Below are 17944 nucleotides of genomic sequence, written 5' to 3'. Positions count from 1 at the left end.
AATGCCTAATACAGCCAAACAGACGTTGTTCCTTTATTCGACCACCGTTTCCGACGTGGGTACGGTCCGAAGCAACAATCAGGATTCTTCATTCGCCGGTGAGCGTTTGATCGCCATGTGCGACGGCATGGGCGGCCACGCCGGCGGCGATACCGCTTCCACGATCGCTATCCGTTCGCTCGCCCATATCGAACAGGATGACGAGCAGGGCAGCGTGCAGACCGTGGCGAACATGATGGAAACCTCGGTGATGGCTGCGCATGACGCGATTGTCGGCAAGGCGAAGCGTGAACGTAAGCTCGCCGGCATGGGAACGACCGTGGTCGCGGTCGCGTTGGTTTCCGGATACTGGGTGTTGGCTCATATCGGCGATTCCCGCGCCTATCTGCTCCGTGACGGCAAACTGTCAAGAATGACCACGGATCACAGTTATGTGCAGCATCTCATCGATACCGGTCGTATCACCGCTGCGGAGGCGCGCAACCATCCGCAGCGCAATGTGGTTATGCGTGTGCTGGGCGATTTCGATATCGATCCGCATCCGGATATCGCAATCTGCCAGGCGCACCCCGCCGACCGTTGGCTGCTGTGCTCCGACGGCCTGTGCGGTGTGCTCGAGGATTCCACGATCGAGGAAATGCTCAGCACGGTGTCCGATCAGGAGGAATGCGCTCAACGGCTCGTATCCATGGCATTGAAAGCCGGCAGCACGGACAATGTCACCGCGGTTATCGGTGACGCCACGCTGGCTTTGGACGCCGATGCGTTTGATCTGCCGCACCAGACCCCGTTGGTCGGTGGCGCGGCAAGTGCGAGTCTCGAAGCGATTGCCGACATCATGCATAAGCCGGTTGCTTCCGCACCGGTGTTGCGCGCGGGAAAGAACTCCCCCGCCCAGCGTGCGGCCGCGCTCATCCAAGGCGTGGGGCGCAGTACACGCGATGCCGAGCAGCAGGATCGGGGGCCGCAATCGCGTGTCGCTCAGCCGTCCCAAGTGCGTGAAGAGAACGGTGAAATCCCGAATACTGACACCGGTGAGATTCCTGTCGTGAAAAAACGCGATGGCCGCGTATCCGCCGATCCGAATGATCCGGAGGTGGCGAAAGCCATCCAGCGTGAGCAGGCGCAGCAGAATCGTGTGCACAGCAAGCGTCGGCATCTATCCCGTTTGGGGGTTATCGCCGCTTTGATCATCGCGATCGCCGCGATTGTGGGCGGCGGGTTCGCCGGGTACCGGTGGAGCCAAACCAAGTACTACATTGGTGAGCATAACGGCGTCGTGTCGATTTACCAGGGCGTGCCCACCAACGTGTTCGGCGTAGAGCTTTTCCACGCGGTCCAGGATACTGACATCAAAGTGTCGTCCTTGCCGCAATCGTGGCGTGATCAACTGGCCCAAGGTATTACCGTGGACAGTCTGGACGAGGCGCGCAGTCATGTCAAGCTCATCGAGCAGGAGATGAAAAGCTTCAAAGCAACCGAAAAAGCCAACAATAAAGGCACGGATGACACCGGTAACGGCAACAAGGCGAGCCCATCGGCGAGCCCATCAGCAAACCCATCGGCGAGTCAGCCGGCGAGCCCTTCCCCGAGCGCGTCTTCGGTGCGGGCTCCGGCTTCCTTCCAACTGCCGATGCCCCGAATCACAGGGGTGGTGATTGGATGATCGTCACCCGTCTGCGCCAGATGTCGTTGTTGCTGCTCGCCATGGGAATCAGCTTCATCGGCTTCTTCCAGATGTTTGAACGCACGACCGGGACTTTTCCGCATGAATACGCGGTTTTGCTTGGTGTCGCAGCGTTCCTGTTCATCGTCATGTGGGCGTTGCTGCTCAAGTTCCAGCCGTACGCAAGCCAATCGATTCTGCCATGTACGCTGCTGCTCACCGGCATCGGCATCACCCTGATCGCTCGTATCGACCAGCAGAAAGGGTCCCATGCCGGTTCCCGACAGCTGATCTGGCTGTGCACCGCCCTGATTCTGTGTTGCATTCTGGTGGTGTGCTTGCGTGATTACCGTGTGCTGAGACGCTTCTCGTACGTGAGTATGGTCGTCGGCATCGTACTGTTGCTGTCCCCGATGATTCCTGGCTTGGGTAGGACCATCGGCGGCGCACGCATCTGGATTGGTATCGGCTCGTATTCGTTGCAGCCGGGCGAATTCGCCAAACTGTTCATCGCGTTCTTCTTCGCGGCATACCTGTTCGACCATCGTGACCAGCTTGCGGTGGGTGGCAAGAAGATTGCGGGATTGCAGTTGCCGCGCATCAAAGATCTGGGGCCGATTATGGTGGTCTGGGCGATTTCGATGGGCGTGCTGGTGGTTCAGCGTGATTTGGGTACGTCGTTGATGTTCTTCGCGATGTTCGTGTGCATGCTGTATGTGGCGACTGACCGGAAAAGTTGGATCGTCATCGGCATGCTCGCGTTCGCGGTGGGCGCCATCGCCGCGAGCCGCATGTTCGCGCACGTGGACAATCGTATCGAAGCGTGGCTGCACCCCTTTGATGCGAAAGTGTATAACCGTGCTGGAGGCTCGGAACAGTTGGTGACCGGCTTGTTCGGCCTCGCTTCGGGCGGCCTGATGGGGACGGGGCTCGGCCAAGGGCATCCAAGCCTGACCCCGTTGGCGAATTCTGATTTCATCTACTCGTCGGTCGGCGAGGAGCTTGGTTTGACCGGTCTGCTGGCGGTGCTCGCGTTGTACCTGGTGATTATCGCCTCGGGGCTGATTACTGCGATGAAAATCAAGGACGGGTTCGGCAAGCTGCTTGCTTCCGGTCTGGTGTTCACGATGGCTGTCCAAGTGTTCACCGTGGTCGGCGGTATCACGCTGGTCATCCCCCTGACCGGTCTGACGATGCCGTTCATGGCCGCCGGTGGTTCCTCCCTGGTGGCGAATTCCATATTGGTGACGTTGCTGCTGGTTATTTCGAACGCCGCCAACAAGCCCGAACCGGAATTGACATCGGACACGTTCCAGTATGAGGCGTTGGCCGTGTTGCGCGATCACGAGCTCAAGGAGCGCGCGAAATCCGCTGCAGAAGCGGAAAAACGTGACGAGGCGCGGCGTGGCCGCGGTTTGCACGCCGCCCACGGTGAGCATGCGGACGGCGATGATGAGACGGAAGCCATCACTCCTGACCAAGCCGGTGAACACGGCGACTGGGGTGATTGGAGCGACTGGCAGGACGATGACGCATCCGATCCTGCGGAAACCACGAGTCAGCTGCCCGCCGACGCCGATAAGCCCGATGCCGCCATCCCCGCTGTTCCCGATGAACCTTCAGGCATGGGCCTCGGCGCTCCCCCCGCTCCTCCGGCGCCGCCTGCCATGGGGCAGCGTACGGCGAAAGGAGGTGCGCGTTGAACAAGAATCTCCGGCAGATTTTCACCGTGGTGGTCATCATGTTCGTGATTCTCGGATGCTCCACGACGGTTTTCACCGCGTTCCGCGCCAACGAGCTCAACGCCGATCCGCGTAATCGCAGGGCGTTGTACTACCAGTTCGGCGCCCCTCGCGGCTCGATTCTCTCATCTGATGGCACGGTACTCGCAAAATCCGATCCGTCGAATGACGCGTTCTCCTATCAGCGTTCGTACTCCAACGGGCAGGAATACGCGCCGGTCACAGGCTTCTTCTCCATCAGCCAGAACGCCGACCGTGGTATCGAAGCGTCCCGAGCGGCCCTGCTCAGCGGTACCGCGAGTGCGCTGGCCGTACAGAAATTCAAGGCGTTGCTGACCGGCACCGAGAACAAGGGCGCTTCCATCGAAACGTCCATCAACACCAAACTGCAGGATGTCGCGTATCAGGCGTTGAGCAACCAAGGGTATGACGGCGCTGTCGTCGCCATCGTCCCTAAGACCGGGCGGATTGTCGCCATGGTCAGTACGCCGAGCTACGACCCCAATGTCCTCGCCCAGCATGACACCGTGAAAGTCAACAATGCGTATGCGGCATTGACTTCCAACGCGACGAATCCGATGCTTAACCGTGCAACGTCGGAACTTTACCCGCCGGGATCCACGTTCAAAACTGTGGTGGCGGCTGCGGCCCTGGAAAGTGGAAAGTATCAGGCCGATACCCAGATTCCCGCTGGCAGCGCCTACACGCTGCCGAACACGGCCACGCAGCTGACGAACGCAACGACGGCGGCGAACGGTACCAACGGACAGATTTCGCTGTCTGACGCTATGGCATACTCATCCAATACGGCGTTCGCCCAGCTCGGGGTCGCTCTCGGTGAGGACGCCATTGCCGAACAGGCGAAAAAGCTTGGATTCGGGCAGTCGATCACCGTGGACGGGTCCACGTCCACCGGCAATCCGATGAAAGCGGTCGCTTCAACCTTCCCGTCGAATCTGCCTGCGGACAAGCTGGCTCTCGCGGCCATCGGCCAGGGAGATACGTTGGAGACACCGTTGCAGAATGCGATGATCGCCGCGGCGATCGCCAACGGCGGCACGTTGATGCAGCCGACCCTGGTTGACCGCGTGCGTGCGAGCGACTTGTCGACGATTTCCGAAACCAAGCCGGTGGTGATGTCCCAGGCGATGAGCTCCAATACGGCGAGCGCGCTGACCGGCATGATGGAGAACGTTGTGTCCAAGGAAAGCCCCACGCTTGCCATCAACGGGGTTCAAGTCGCCGCGAAAACAGGCACCGCGCAGATCGGCACGGACAACCAGTCCAACGACGCGTGGGTGATGGGCTTCGCTCCCGCGGACAACCCGAAAATCGCCGTCGCCGTGGTGATACATAATGTCAATGCGTTCGGCGTGACCGCCGCAGGCCCGGTTATGAAGCAGGTGATGGAGGAGGCGTTGAAGCAGTGAGATTGATTGAAGGGCAGCTGATTCATCGCCGGTATCGTTTGGACCGCCGACTCGCCCAAGGTGGTATGGGTGAGGTTTGGAAAGGTTACGACATTCAGCTTGGGCGTCCGGTAGCGATCAAAGCGTTGCGCAGCGACGCCGCCAACAGTGAGGCGAAGCTGCGCCGGTTGCGTGCTGAGGCGCATAATTCCGCGAATCTGGCGCATCCCAATATCGCCGCATTGTTCGAATATTACGAGCATGACGGTATCGGGTTCCTCATCATGGAATACGTGCCCAGCAAATCCTTGGCGGATATTTACCACGAGCAGGGTGCGATGGATCCTACGGAACTGTTGCCGATCCTGATTCAGGTGGCGCGCGGGCTGTTTGTCGCCCATTCGCATGGTGTGATCCATCGTGATGTGAAGCCGGCCAATATCATGGTTTCTGATGATGGTGAAGTGAAAATCACCGATTTCGGCGTGTCATACTCCACCAATCAGGAGCAAATCACCCAAGATGGCATGGTGGTTGGTACAGCACAGTACATTTCCCCGGAACAGGCGCAAGGCAAGCAGGCGACCGCCCAGTCTGACATTTACTCTCTCGGTGTTGTCGCCTACGAGGGATTATGCGGGCACCGGCCTTTCACCGGGGCTACGCCGGTTGATATCGCGGCGGCGCATGTCAACGAGCCGGTGCCTCCCCTGCCGGATTCCATTGACCTGCAGCTGCGGCAATTCGTCATGTCGATGCTGGAGAAAGACCCGCGGGACCGTCCCAAGGACGCGTTGGTGGTGTCGCGCACATTGGCGCGTATCGAACGCAGACTGATGGATCAGGAAACCAAACTCAGCGATGACACGACCATCGTGCCATCCCGAGGGCGGCTGCCACGTCGCGTGAGCAGTACGCCGCATACCGAAGGAACGACCTTGGCTGGCCTGCCTGAGTCGCAGGCGCCGAAGCAAGTATTCATTAGCGGGGGCGAGGAGCCGCGGACGGTGAGTTCGACGTTCCGCCCGCAATGGAAGGAGCAGCAATGAGCAGCAGTGTACCCACTTCGTTGGCGAACGGCCGATACCAGCTCGGCCAGCTCGTTGGCAGAGGCGGCATGGCGGAGGTGCGCGTGGCGCTTGACAAGCGTCTGGGACGCACCGTCGCCATCAAGATCATGCGCTCCGATCTTGCCAATGATGAGATTTTCCTCACACGGTTCCGCCGTGAGGCGCATTCGGTCGCACAGATGAACAACCCGAATATCGTGAACATCTACGATTCCGGTGAGGAAACCATCGTCAATGAAGGCGGCCAGACCGAACGCGTCCCCTACCTGGTGATGGAGTATGTCAAAGGCCAGACCCTGCGCGATATCATCAAGGCGAACGGGCCGCTCAGCCAGCGGGACGCCGAACAGGTGATGCTTGGCGTGCTCAACGCGCTCGAATACTCGCATCGTATGGGCATCATCCACCGTGATATCAAGCCCGGGAACATCATGATTTCCGATCAGGGTGTCGTGAAGGTCATGGATTTCGGCATCGCCCGCGCTTTGGATGATTCCGCGGCCACGATGACCCAGTCGCAGGGTGTGGTCGGCACCGCACAATACCTGTCCCCTGAGCAGGCTCGCGGTGAGACCGTGGACATGCGTTCCGACCTGTATTCCGCAGGCTGCGTGCTGTATGAGATGCTGACCGGCCGTCCGCCGTTTACCGGCGATTCCGCCGTCGCCATCGCCTATCAGCATGTTTCCGAGGCCGCCACTCCCCCGAGTGCCGTGGTTCCCGGCCTGCCGAAGATGTGGGACAACATCTGCGCGAAAGCCATGGCGAAGGATCGTCAGAACCGGTATGCGACAGCCACCGAGTTCAAGAACGATATTCTGACGTTTATGAACGGCGGCGTGCCGATTGCGGCCACGTTCAACCAGCTGACTGACTTGGCGAACAACAGTGGGCGTCGTCGCACTGAGGAAACCCAGTTGCTCACCACACCCGCGACGGTGACTACGCAAACCAATCCGGTGATGACCAATCCGGCGATGACTGCTACCGCGAATCCGTTCACGGCACCGGAGGGCGAGACTCGCACCCAGCAGCGTGAGGCAGAGCAGCGCAAGAAGAAGCGCATCATCATTGCCGTGGTTGTGTCACTCGCCGTGATTGCGGCCATTTGCGGCGTGGTGTTCGCGTTCATGCATTCCAGACAGACCGAGATGGTGACTGTTCCGACGTTCTCATCGTCCACCACTGAGGCGGGCGCGGAAGAGAAGCTCGACGCCGTAGGACTGAAAATCAAGGTTGAAACCGATACGAATTCCACCGAACCGAAGGGGACATTCACCAAGCAGTCGCCGGCGGGCGGCAAGAAGGTGGCTCTCGGGTCCGTGGTCAGAGTGTGGTTCTCGGCTGGCCCGTCGACAGGAACCGTTCCCGATGTCAGCGGCAAGTCGCAGGATGATGCGCGTGCCGCGTTGGAGGCGGCCGGATTCAAGGTAGCTGCCAGCACCCAGACCGAAGATAGTGACACGGTGTCCAAAGACAATGTGACCCGCACCAGCCCGGCTGCTGGATCCAAGCAATCGAAGGGCACGACCATCCTGCTGTATATTTCCTCGGGTATGACCAAGGTTCCTGACGGCTTGGTCGGCCAGTCCAAGGATACGGTGCTGAAGATGTTGCAGGAGCGTGGTTTCAACACGTCGGTCGAAGAGGAGAACTCCGACGCGGTGCCTTCGGGCGCGGTGACGCGTCTTGACCCGGTGCCTGGAACCTCGATCGAGCAGGGGTCCACCATCAACGTGTACGTGTCCAAAGGCAAGGAGCAGCTGACGGTCCCGTCAGTGGTCGGCGCCACGTACGCATCGGCGAAGTCGACGCTTGAAGGACTCGGGTTCACAGTGTCCAACTCGTCGCAGAACGCGAAAGACACGGATATTGTCACCGAGCAGAGCCTGACTGCCGGAAGCCAAGCGGGTAAGGGCGCGGCGATCACACTGACGACCAAGTCGTCGTCACCGTCGTCGACGACCTCGGCGTCGCCGAGCGCCAGCTCGTCCTCTACCGTTACGGATAGCAGCACCGCAGCTAGCCCAGCTACTCACTAACGGACTGTAGAAAAATAAGCAGCGGCCCGGAACATCATCTGGTGTTCCGGGCCGTTCGCATCACGTGTGCCGGTATCCGGGGCGTTGATGCCAGCCGACCCCGCGTTGTGTGAGTGAATCCTCACACAATGGCCGTCAGCGGGTCTTCATGATCTTCGGCTGACGGCCTTTCGCCTTATCCACCGCGTTGGCCTGCCCGCACACTGCGAGCCAGTTCGCCAGCAGACGGTAGCCGTCCTGCGTCATCACCGATTCGGGGTGGAACTGTACGGCGTACATCGGCAGATTGCGATGCTTGATGCCTTGAATCGTCTGATCATCCGTGGCGCGTGCCGTCACCACCAAGTCGTCCGGCAGGGAATCCGGCTCAATGGCCAGCGAATGGTAACGGGTCGCGGTCATCGGGTTTGCCACCCCGGCGAAAATCTCATCATCGATATGCTCGACCTGGCTGGTTTTGCCGTGCATGATGGTTGGTGCGTGGTCAACCGTTGCGCCGAATACTTCCGCCAGCGCCTGCAATCCAAGACACACCCCGAACATGGGCTTGCCCGTGGCTTCGCACAACCTGATCATATCCTCACTGGTGCCGGATTGCGCGGGCGTGCCGGGGCCGGGGGAAATCAGCACGCCGTCGTACCCGTCAAGCACGCCCGCTTTGGACGGGTCGATGGCGTCGTTGCGTACGACATCCACGGTCGCGCCCAACGTGCGCAGATAGCCCACAATCGTGTAGACGAACGAATCGTAGTTGTCGACGACCAGAATATGCGCTGAATCGGTCATTGCCTCTCCTTTACCGTGTTGCATGCCACGTGTTGCAAGTCATCTTACACAGCCACATAGTTCGACATCTGCTGAAGGACCGGTATGGTGGACGCCGCCCACGGGTACACCCATTGGAACAACGCCGCAGTACCCGCGACGGCAAGCAGGGCCATCAGGATGATGCGTATCGGCAGTACGCCCGGCTGGAGGCGTGCGAGAGTCCCGTAAATGCTCGCATCCGGCTTCTGACGGCGTCCTTCGCGGATGGCGCGCCGTGCCGGCCACCGCCATACGATCGCCGCGGCGATGAACAGTACGGCGTACACGATAAGCGCCCATTGCACCACCGGTTCGAGGGAATCCAGCTGTGAGACGGCTGACTGTTTCGGCGTGCTTGAGAAGTTCACCGGCCCTGAAGCGCCATCCCCTGCGAGTTCTGCCGGAACACCGTCGGAGACTTTGGCCCAGTACGCGAATTCCGCGTACGCAATCCAGCGGTGGGTCGGCGTGGAATATCGCGGATTGCAAGTGGTCATGGTCAGCATACGCTTGGTGGGTGCGCTACCGGGAGCGTCCGGATTGGACGCGACGACCTCGGTTTCAGTCGGCAGGACGACCAGATGCCGAGTGTACCGGTACACGTACCAGTAATCCTGGGTGCGGATGATCACCGCATCGTTCTTCTGCAGCAGGTTGATGTCGGACAGTGGTGAACCGTAGCCCGCGCGGTGCCCGGCGAACGCGAAATTGCCGATCTGTCCGGGCATCTGGCTTTCCTCATAATGTCCCATACCATGCTTGTTGAGCTGCTCGAGACTGGTGCCCTGCACGATATTGCGCACCCACTGGTTGCCGAATCGTGGGATATACACTTCGGCGACCAGCTCCCCCTCATTGGCGCTGGCCGGTTGGATGGGCGGGTCTCCCTCCTGTGCTTTGGCGATGGCGACGGTTCCGCTGTCGTCTGCGGGTTGCGTCCACGTGCTGGTGGTGGTTTCGCGGGTTTGCGCCTGCTCGTGCTCTGCTTGGACGCCGGTCCACCAGAACAGCCATGCCACGTATAGTCCGCAGATGATGGCTGCGGTGATCAGCAGTTCCGCGACAATGCCGACAATCTGCCAGCCGATGCTGAGCCTTTTGCCTCCCCGGCTTGCGGTGTGGGCGGACTTGGCTGACTGGGTAATCGGTTCGTTCATGGCCTGCTCGTTCTGGTTTGATGGTTGACGGTTGGCGGTTTGTGTTTGCTCGGCATTCGATGGATGGTCATTCATTGCCGGATGCGCTCGAATTCTGGTTGTTGCCGCTGTTTTCCGCGTCTCCCGCGCTTTCCGTGCCGATTACGGTCGCGTATTTCAGTGGTTGCAGCAGCAACGGCGATTCGGGGAATTTCAAGGTGTCTTTCGACTGAACGTTCCAGCCGAGGCCGAACGCGCTGACATACTCCAAGTAAATCTGAACGGCTTGCGAGTCTTCCAACGCGTCAAGCATGTCGTCGGTGGGACCGATGGCGGCAATCGTATACGGCGGCGAATACTGTTTGCCTTGCAGCATGAGCACGTTGCCGACGCAGATCACAGCGGAATTGGAGAGTATCCGCTGATCTTGGATCATCATCGCTTCAGCCCCGCCCGTCCACAGCGCGTTGACGACAGCCTCGATATCCTGCTGATGGATGACGTAATCGTTGATATTCGAGGTTGATTCCGAATCGTTCACCATGGTTTTCCACAAGGGCGAGTCGTCAAGCGTCACGGTGATGCCGGGGCCTTCGACCGCGGGCAGCACGGTGCCGGAGCCGGCGTCTTCGCTGTTGGTGGAGCTGCTGTTCGCGTTGCCGGCGAGCTTGTTGAGCGTGTTGACTTGGGAGTTGAGCGCGCTGACTTCGCTGCGGAGCTTGTTGGCGCGTTCGACGCGCTGTTCGACCATTTGCGCAGTGTCTGACGTGACAACTGCGGTCCGGTTCACGCGGATATTGGTGGCGAGCAGGAAACCGGTGAGCGCGACGACCACGAACACGGCAATACCGCCGAGTGCGGAATGCCGTACTCCGTGTTTCCCGGTGTGTTTGCTCATATCGCCTCCGCCGTGTCCGCTGCTTTCGAGTGTAGCCGCTATGATGACTTTTTAGCCTATTTGAATGGAGACTATGCACATGGCTGACGAAGAGCTGCACGAAACCGACGAACAGTCGGCTGCCAACGTGTCGGACGCCACCACGTCCAATGACGGAACGAACGATGACGGCTACGACATTCCTATGGATGAAGTCGAAGCGGTGCTGAACGCTACAGCTGACAAGTCGACGCTGACCCCGCAAATGCAGCGTATGATGAAGCGCCAGGCGGAGAACACCAAGCGCGTCGAGGAAAGCATCAAGAGCGCCAAGTCGAATCCGGGGTGGTTCGTGCCGGTGTTCTGCGCGTTCATGATTATCGGTCTGGTTTGGGCTGTGGTGTACTACCTGACCGGGTCATACCCGATTCCCGGCATCGGCGCTTGGAATCTCGCGATTGGCGGCGCGCTGATCATGGTCGGCTTCCTTATGACCATGTGGTGGCGGTAGTCGCCGGTATTGTTTGCTCCCGCACCGGTTGCGCTGAGTAGTCTGTCAGCGCAACCGGTGCGGGAATCGGAAATGGACGGCGCCAATCGGCGTCATAACCGCCGGCGTCATGGCCGTGGCTTATGGTTTGGCGCACACGAACGCGGTTTTCTTGCCTGACATGGTGGTCAGGAATATGAATGTATCCCCGCCGTCGGCGATGTGGTACCGTTTTCGCACTTGCGCCACACTCGCCGGATAGTTGCGTACGGCGACGTTGGCGCGGCTGATGCCGTGAAGCGTCCGTTTGACGGGGCCGACCGCCGTGATGGCGAAGATTCGCCCCGGGAAATCGGCGACCAGCGTGTCGGATACGAACAGATGACTGTTGCGGTCGATGGGGTTGACCGCGAAACGGGAGGCGAGCAGGTCGAAGCATCCTGCTTTCATCAACGATGCGTTGGGCTCGTACAAGTATGCCGGCTTGTCTGTGAGGGTCTGCTTGTCGGAGTTTGACGATTGCCTTGCCGGGAGTTGTGTCTGCCGGAAGCTGATGACGGTGTCATCGTCGGCGCAGACGATGGTCGGGGCGTATCCGGTGTCGTCCGTGCCGGCTTTTGTGCCATTTGAGCTGCCGGTGCTGACAACCAGTAGCAGTTCTTTGCATTCGTTGTGCACCGACACGATATGCACTTCGGTGACGGCCGCGCCGGTCGGTGAAGCGGTGAGGGCGGCCGTGCAATCCCGGACCGCCTGATGCCAGTCAAGCATGGGGGAGAGCTTGATGAGGATGTTCGGGGCGATGGCGGTGAGCCGCGGCAGTATGGACAGCATGTCGGGGGTGCAATCGGCGATGGCGTACGTGCGTGAGCCGTGGCTGTCGCGTCGCGCCGGATCGGCCATGATCAGGCTTGCCTCGGGCAGTCTGTCGAGCATGTCGGTGGCGTCCCCGTTGAGGTATTCGGCGTGGTTGATGCCGAGCACCCGCATGTTGTGCCGGGCGAGCTCGACCAGATGGGGTTGTTGTTCGATATACATGGCGTGGTCGAAAACGCGGGCCATGAAGGAGAAATCGACGCCGAACCCGCCGGTGATGTCGATTAGCGTGGTGGGGTGCGGTGCGTCGGCGGTCAGGCGTCGGGCAAGATCCGCCTTGTATTGTGCGGTGGATTGCGATGAGCATTGTTCCATTGCCAGATGCGGGGGATAGATGATATCCGCGCATGACGCCCATTGGGGGAGTTTGGTGCGGGCGCGCTGCCATCCTTCGATTTGGTCGAGCGCGAAGGGCAGATCGACATCGTCTTGGTGTGCGTGCAGCGCCGCGTTGCGGACATCGTCGTTTCTGTGGGCGGCGATGAACTGTCGTGTCGGCTCGTTGAAATCCATGCCGTCATCATACGTGGAGGGATGGTGCCAGCAGTGGGGAAGCGCGATGTGGATTGTCCACCAAATGTGGATAAGTGGACAACTTGGTGGATAAGTTGTGGGTAACACCACATCTAGGGGTTAGCGCGTGTGGGCACCACAAGAGAAAATTATCGATAATCGATGGATTTAAAAAATGTGGATAACTGTTTGTGCACATCGTCCACACTTGAAAATGCTTGGAAACGCACGTTTTGTGGATATGTATGTGGATAACTTGTCGTGTTGTCCACGAGTTATACCCCACTTATACCCAAGTTATCCACCGCGTTGTCCACAGATGTGGAAAACTACACCGATGTAATTCTCCTGAGGCGGACTGATGACGGGCCGATGGCGGCTGGTGCCAAGCTGTCGGGCGGCAATCAGCCTGTTGTGTATCCGTATGATCGCACCACAGGCAAGTGCCAGCCGATAACCGCCCACATCCGTCTATATCCGCCTGCTGTGTGACTGCTGCATCGCACCGCGGGCAGATTACCGATCCCGCTGACGTATACGCCGGCGATATCACGTCGCGGTGTGACATACCAATCGCACCACGACGGGATACGCGCCGCATCGATGCCGCACAATCGGCCCATCAGGCCACTTCGCCGCAGGCCGCCATGCGAGTCTTACGCAATCCGCCCAATCGGCGGGACGCACAGCACCAAAACCGCCACAAGAACCACGGTCACCATCGACCCGTATATCCACATGCGCTTGGGAAACGGTTGCCTACGCAATGCAGGAACCCCATCCATCAGCAGCCAGGTCAGCAGACCGCCGACAAGAAAACCCCCGACATGCGCCTGCCACGCAATATTCGGGATGACCACCGGCATCGCGAAATTGATGACCATGCACACCAGCATGGATCGGATATCGGCGCCCATCCGCCTGAAGACGATGAGCAGCGCCGCAAACAGGCCGAAAATCGCGCCGGACGCACCATACGCCGCCATCAGCCAGTTGCCGGTGATGCGACACCACACGGCGACGCCTACGGCACCGCCGAATCCTGATATCAGATACAACGCCAGAAAACGCCAGTGCCCGAACAGCCGTTCCAATACCGGGCCGACCGACCATAGCGCCATCATGTTGAAACCGACATGCAGAATCGATGTGGAGTGCAGGAACATTGACGTCAGCCAGGTCCACGGATGCTCCACGGCGGTGATGGGCATGAACATGCCCGATCCCAGCATTGCGGTGAACAGCGTCGGCGACATGTACCGCGACAGGATTTCCAGAAGCCATACGATGACGCACGCTACGGTGATCGCCGCGGTGATCACCGGTCCGCCGTTGCGCCATTGTGCATCGATGGACCGCCGGTCGAGAGTGAAACTGCCAATTCGCATGGTCTTAACTGTAACGCCCGATGCGGGGCGGCGCCGGTGATTCTTTGCAATGGGCGGACTCTTGACGTTCTTCCACCCAATCGTCACAAACAAGGTCTTACTATGGTAATCAGAGTTGACTTGAATGGGCAGGTCACCTGGTACCTGAAAGGAGCCGTCATGGAGCAGAAGTCTTCTAACGGTTGGAAGTTCTTTGCGCTGCTTTTCGGAGCGCTGCTCGCCGCAGTCGCGGGTGTGTACATCTACAAGCAGCAGAACCCGGACTACGACCCGTGGGAGGAGCCGTGGGAGAACAGCTCTTCGCCGGTCGATCTGGGATTGGACAAGGCGGAGGATGAGGCTACAGGTGAAGCCGATGAAGCCGCAGCAGAACCTGAACAGGCCTGATTCAGCCGACTGCGCACAGTAATCACGATGCCGTACAGGTTGTTCCGTATGGCGCATATGCAGGGACGTTCCGTAAGGGGCGTCCCTGCTGTGGTATTGGGCGTTTGGCGGATTCCGCGGGCTGTACCGGCGCGAACCGGTTGTGCCGAACGGCCGTGATATCGGTGAGCGTTCAAGACGAAAAGCGGGAGATATCCGCAAACCCGCCGTCGGAGGGTAAAGTCCTGTGGTTTCGCGGGAGTTTGCCGGGGATGTGCGGTTCGGGCGATGTTCTCCCGAAAACGGTTTCAGGGACGATGCTCAAGAACGGCGGAATTGCAATGTTCCTGTTGGGAGATTGATCATAACGGCGCCGGATTCCCGTAAAACTCCCGCGTCGGATAGGGGAGAACGGGCGCGAATCGGGGAATCCGGCGAATTCTCCCGCGCTATCCGCCGCTGCCGCTCCATCTGCTGCTGGCGCTCCATCCGGCACGGGCAAACGGTATTGGGCGTGTCGTGTTATGCAAACGATTGCTTTCATGTCGGCGTTCCGCGTAGGGGCGCGTGGGAGTTGGGTTTCCGCAATTGTTAATTCAGTAAACACAAAGAAGGTTTGACGTCATGTTTCAACGTGATTGAGCATGGTTGAGGGGGTGATGTTAATATCAACCTCTGAGAACGTATGCAGAAAGGGGCGCACTGCGCTTGTCAGGCCGTGCCGATGCCGAGACTTTCAGGCATAATGGTTCTTGGAATAGGTTCCGTCAAAGGGAGTCAGATAATGACCGAAATCACTGCACCGAAGTCTTCGCTTACTTCCGGTGAGTTCACCGACGAGATTCGCGAGCAGCTCAAGTACACCCAGGGCGTGACGCCGGAGCAGGCGACCGCCGCTGATGTGTATGTGGCCACCGCTGCTGCCGTGCGCCGCCACCTCGTGGATTCTTGGATGAAGACCCAGCATGACATGGTCAACGGCGACACCAAGGCCGTTGGATACCTGAGCGCTGAGTTCCTCATGGGCAAGCAGCTGGAGAACGCGCTGCTGAACGCCGGCCTGACCGAGCAGTTCGAAGGCGCCATGAAGGAGCTGGGCTTCGACACCAAGGACGTCATCGACGCCGAATACGAACCGGGCCTGGGCAACGGCGGTCTCGGCCGTCTGGCTGCCTGCTACATCGATTCTCTCGCCTCCATCGGCGTGCCGGCGTTCGGCTACGGCATCCGTTACCAGTACGGCATCTTCAAGCAGGAGTTCGACGAGAACGGCAAGCAGATTGAAACCCCGGATTACTGGCTCGTCAACGAAGAGCCGTGGGGCCACGTCGATTACAACCGTGACCAGCGCGTGAACTTCGGCGGTGAAGTCGTCGAAGAGAACGGCAAGCGCGTGTGGAAGCCGGCGTGGGCTGTCCGCGCCGTCCCGTGCGACTACATGGTTCCGGGCTACAAGTCCGGCCGCGTCAACACGCTGCGTCTGTGGACCGCGAAGTCCTACGACGAGTTCGACCTGCTCACCTTCAACAAGAGCGAATATCTCGACGCTGTGGTTCCGAAGGTCGAAGCCGAGAACATCTCCAAGATCCTCTACCCGGAGGATTCCACCCCGCAGGGCAAGAAGCTGCGCCTCGAGCAGCAGTACTTCTTCGTCTCCGCGTCCATCCACGACGCGATCCGCGTGTTCTACCCGGGCGAGAAGAACCCTGACCTGACCACGCTGCCGAACAAGATCGTGTTCCAGCTCAACGACACCCACCCGGTGATCGGCATCCCGGAGCTCATGCGCGTCCTGATCGACGAGTACGGCTACGACTGGGATACCGCTTGGTCCATCACCAACAAGACCTTCAACTACACCTGCCACACCCTGCTTCCGGAAGCTCTGGAAGTGTGGCCGGCCTCCCTGATTGGCGAGCTGCTGCCGCGTCACCTTGAGATCATCAAGAAGATCAACGAACAGTTCATGGCCGAGCTGAAGGGCAAGGGCGTTGCCGACGACCAGATCGAGCGTATGCGCATCTACACCGACGGCAAGGACGCTTCCGTCCGCATGGCGTACCTCGCCACCTACGGCGGCTCCTACGTCAACGGTGTGGCCGAGCTGCACTCCGAGCTGCTCAAGGACGTCACCCTTAAGGACTTCTCCTCCGTGTACCCGGACAAGTTCACCAACGTCACCAACGGTGTCACCCCTCGCCGCTTCATCAAGCTCGCCAACCCGCGCATGTCCGACCTCATCACCGAGGGCCTGGGCACCGACGCGTGGCTGTCCGATCTCGAGCAGCTCAAGGGCCTCATCCCGCTGGCCGATGATCCGGAGTTCGTCAAGAAGTTCGCCGAGGTCAAGCAGGCCAACAAGAACGACTTCGCTGCGTTCGCCAAGCGCAAGTACGGCTTCGACATCGACCCGAACACCATGTTCAACACGATGGTCAAGCGTCTGCACGAGTACAAGCGTCAGGCCCTGAAGATCCTCGCGGTCATCGCCACCTACGCCGACATCAAGTCCGGCAAAGTCGACCCGGACACCTTGGTGCCGCGCACCGTGTTCTTCGGCGCGAAGGCCGCCCCGGGCTACTATCTGGCCAAGCAGACCATCCAGCTGATCAACAATGTGGCTCGCGTCGTCAACAACGATCCGGCCACCAAGGGCAAGCTGCACGTCTACTTCCCGTGGAACTACAACATCGAACTGGCCCAGAACCTCATCCCGGCCACCGACCTCGACGAGCAGATCTCGCAGGCCGGCAAGGAAGCCTCCGGCACCGGCAACATGAAGTTCGCCCTCAACGGCGCTCTGACCGTCGGTACGCTCGACGGTGCGAACGTTGAGATCCGCCAGCTCGTCGGCCCGGAGAACTTCTTCCTCTTCGGCATGACCGAGCCGGAAGTCTCCGCCCTGTACGCCAAGGGCTACGACACCAAGGGTCTGTCCCGCGAGTACTACGAGAAGGATCCGCAGCTCAAGCAGGCCATCGACATGGTCGCGGACGGCACCTTCTCCAACGGCGACAAGGACACCTACAAGGACCTCGTCAACGACTGGCTGAACAAGGATTACTTCATGACGCTCGCGGACTTCCGCGCGTACCTGGACATCCAGGCCGAGATCGAGGAGACCTATCGCGATCCGATGAAGTGGGCTCGTATGGCCGTGCTCAACGTGGCCAACTCCGGCTACTTCAGCTCCGATCGCTCCATCGAGGACTACCTCGAGCGCATCTGGCACACCGGCGCCCTCAAGTAAGCGCCAGTGCTGGCCGGTAGGGGCGTGAACGCCTGAGCCGGTAGACCAGTAGATCGGTAGGTCGGTAGACGCCGGTCGGCTCAAGAGGCGGAAGCTCTGCACTGCATGTGTGATGTGTGGTGCGGGATTCCGCCTCTTTGCGTTTGGGTGAGTATATGTGTCCGGTGGCGGGGCGTGGGGGAGTCTGGATTGCTGTTCCGGTTTCCGTCGCATCCTGTATGCCGGGGCATACGCGGTTGGTCAGATTTCGCCGGAAAGCGGTCGTGCCGTGCCGTGTTCTGCGGTCTACGCATGTCGAGACATACGTGCCGG

Annotated in this window: 13 protein-coding genes; 8 read left to right on the top strand and 5 right to left on the bottom strand. The window is 59.8% G+C overall.

The features are described from left to right. The first annotated feature begins 1 nt into the window (after nt 1). The 5 genes from BBOU_RS05535 to pknB are packed head-to-tail and all read left to right on the top strand — an operon-like array spanning nt 2 to nt 7929. Nucleotides 2-1666, top strand: coding sequence for a PP2C family protein-serine/threonine phosphatase (locus tag BBOU_RS05535; RefSeq protein ID WP_026503039.1), 1665 nt, complete (start codon nt 2-4; stop codon nt 1664-1666). Next, a complete protein-coding gene (locus BBOU_RS05530) occupies nt 1663-3369 on the top strand; it encodes an FtsW/RodA/SpoVE family cell cycle protein (protein ID WP_026503040.1) in 1707 nt (568 codons plus the stop codon). Before BBOU_RS05535 ends, BBOU_RS05530 begins: the two co-directional genes overlap by 4 nt. Beyond that, nucleotides 3366-4838, top strand: a complete 1473-nt coding sequence (locus BBOU_RS05525) for a peptidoglycan D,D-transpeptidase FtsI family protein (protein WP_026503041.1) — start codon at nt 3366-3368, stop codon at nt 4836-4838. The genes BBOU_RS05530 and BBOU_RS05525 overlap by 4 nt, the downstream gene beginning before the upstream one ends. Continuing rightward, nucleotides 4835-5866: a serine/threonine-protein kinase gene (locus tag BBOU_RS05520; protein ID WP_026503042.1), complete on the top strand. Its 1032-nt coding sequence runs from the start codon at nt 4835-4837 to the stop codon at nt 5864-5866. The genes BBOU_RS05525 and BBOU_RS05520 overlap by 4 nt, the downstream gene beginning before the upstream one ends. Then, entirely contained in the window at nt 5863-7929 is a 2067-nt protein-coding gene (pknB, locus tag BBOU_RS05515) for a Stk1 family PASTA domain-containing Ser/Thr kinase (protein WP_026503043.1), read from the top strand. The genes BBOU_RS05520 and pknB overlap by 4 nt, the downstream gene beginning before the upstream one ends. A gap of 135 nt (nt 7930-8064) precedes the next feature. Here pknB and BBOU_RS05510 read toward each other — a convergent pair whose 3' ends face one another. The 3 genes from BBOU_RS05510 to BBOU_RS05500 form a co-directional block, all read right to left on the bottom strand. Then, complete coding sequence (locus BBOU_RS05510; RefSeq protein WP_026503044.1) at nt 8065-8715, bottom strand: anthranilate synthase component II; 651 nt, start codon at nt 8713-8715, stop codon at nt 8065-8067. A 44-nt stretch (nt 8716-8759) separates the two neighbouring features. Further along, on the bottom strand, nt 8760-9893 hold the full coding sequence (locus BBOU_RS05505; protein WP_051616820.1) for a class E sortase: 1134 nt from the start codon (nt 9891-9893) through the stop codon (nt 8760-8762). Between the two features lie 67 nt (nt 9894-9960). Next, a complete protein-coding gene (locus BBOU_RS05500) occupies nt 9961-10770 on the bottom strand; it encodes a DUF881 domain-containing protein (RefSeq protein ID WP_051616795.1) in 810 nt (269 codons plus the stop codon). Nucleotides 10771-10834: 64 nt separating this feature from the next. Here BBOU_RS05500 and crgA point away from each other — a divergent pair, with 64 nt between their 5' ends. Continuing rightward, entirely contained in the window at nt 10835-11260 is a 426-nt protein-coding gene (gene crgA, locus BBOU_RS05495; protein WP_193352443.1) for a cell division protein CrgA, read from the top strand. Between the two features lie 120 nt (nt 11261-11380). Here crgA and BBOU_RS05490 read toward each other — a convergent pair whose 3' ends face one another. Both BBOU_RS05490 and BBOU_RS05485 read right to left on the bottom strand, forming a co-directional pair. After that, a complete protein-coding gene (locus BBOU_RS05490; RefSeq protein WP_026503047.1) occupies nt 11381-12628 on the bottom strand; it encodes a THUMP-like domain-containing protein in 1248 nt (415 codons plus the stop codon). Nucleotides 12629-13284: 656 nt separating this feature from the next. Further along, nucleotides 13285-14016 carry a rhomboid family intramembrane serine protease gene (locus BBOU_RS05485; protein WP_026503048.1) on the bottom strand — a complete coding sequence of 244 codons (732 nt, stop codon included), beginning with the start codon at nt 14014-14016 and terminating at the stop codon, nt 13285-13287. 159 nt (nt 14017-14175) lie between these two features. Here BBOU_RS05485 and BBOU_RS05480 point away from each other — a divergent pair, with 159 nt between their 5' ends. Both BBOU_RS05480 and BBOU_RS05475 read left to right on the top strand, forming a co-directional pair. After that, nucleotides 14176-14403 carry a hypothetical protein gene (locus tag BBOU_RS05480; RefSeq protein ID WP_026503049.1) on the top strand — a complete coding sequence of 76 codons (228 nt, stop codon included), beginning with the start codon at nt 14176-14178 and terminating at the stop codon, nt 14401-14403. 763 nt (nt 14404-15166) lie between these two features. After that, nucleotides 15167-17632 carry a glycogen/starch/alpha-glucan phosphorylase gene (locus BBOU_RS05475; RefSeq protein WP_026503050.1) on the top strand — a complete coding sequence of 822 codons (2466 nt, stop codon included), beginning with the start codon at nt 15167-15169 and terminating at the stop codon, nt 17630-17632. Nucleotides 17633-17944 lie beyond the last annotated feature (312 nt).

The organism is Bifidobacterium boum (genome assembly GCF_000741535.1).
Lineage (GTDB): Bacteria > Actinomycetota > Actinomycetes > Actinomycetales > Bifidobacteriaceae > Bifidobacterium > Bifidobacterium boum.
Note: the sequence above shows the minus strand (reverse complement) of the source record. Positions and strands in the feature narration are given on the sequence as shown.

Coding starts and splice junctions, on each gene's coding strand:
- BBOU_RS05505 (WP_051616820.1), bottom strand. CDS start 9,893: ATGAACGAACCGATTACCCAGTCAGCCAAGTCCGCCCACACCGCAAGC.
- BBOU_RS05485 (WP_026503048.1), bottom strand. CDS start 14,016: ATGCGAATTGGCAGTTTCACTCTCGACCGGCGGTCCATCGATGCACAA.
- crgA (WP_193352443.1), top strand. CDS start 10,835: ATGGAGACTATGCACATGGCTGACGAAGAGCTGCACGAAACCGACGAA.
- BBOU_RS05500 (WP_051616795.1), bottom strand. CDS start 10,770: ATGAGCAAACACACCGGGAAACACGGAGTACGGCATTCCGCACTCGGC.
- BBOU_RS05510 (WP_026503044.1), bottom strand. CDS start 8,715: ATGACCGATTCAGCGCATATTCTGGTCGTCGACAACTACGATTCGTTC.
- BBOU_RS05480 (WP_026503049.1), top strand. CDS start 14,176: ATGGAGCAGAAGTCTTCTAACGGTTGGAAGTTCTTTGCGCTGCTTTTC.
- pknB (WP_026503043.1), top strand. CDS start 5,863: ATGAGCAGCAGTGTACCCACTTCGTTGGCGAACGGCCGATACCAGCTC.
- BBOU_RS05535 (WP_026503039.1), top strand. CDS start 2: ATGCCTAATACAGCCAAACAGACGTTGTTCCTTTATTCGACCACCGTT.
- BBOU_RS05530 (WP_026503040.1), top strand. CDS start 1,663: ATGATCGTCACCCGTCTGCGCCAGATGTCGTTGTTGCTGCTCGCCATG.
- BBOU_RS05475 (WP_026503050.1), top strand. CDS start 15,167: ATGACCGAAATCACTGCACCGAAGTCTTCGCTTACTTCCGGTGAGTTC.
- BBOU_RS05490 (WP_026503047.1), bottom strand. CDS start 12,628: ATGGATTTCAACGAGCCGACACGACAGTTCATCGCCGCCCACAGAAAC.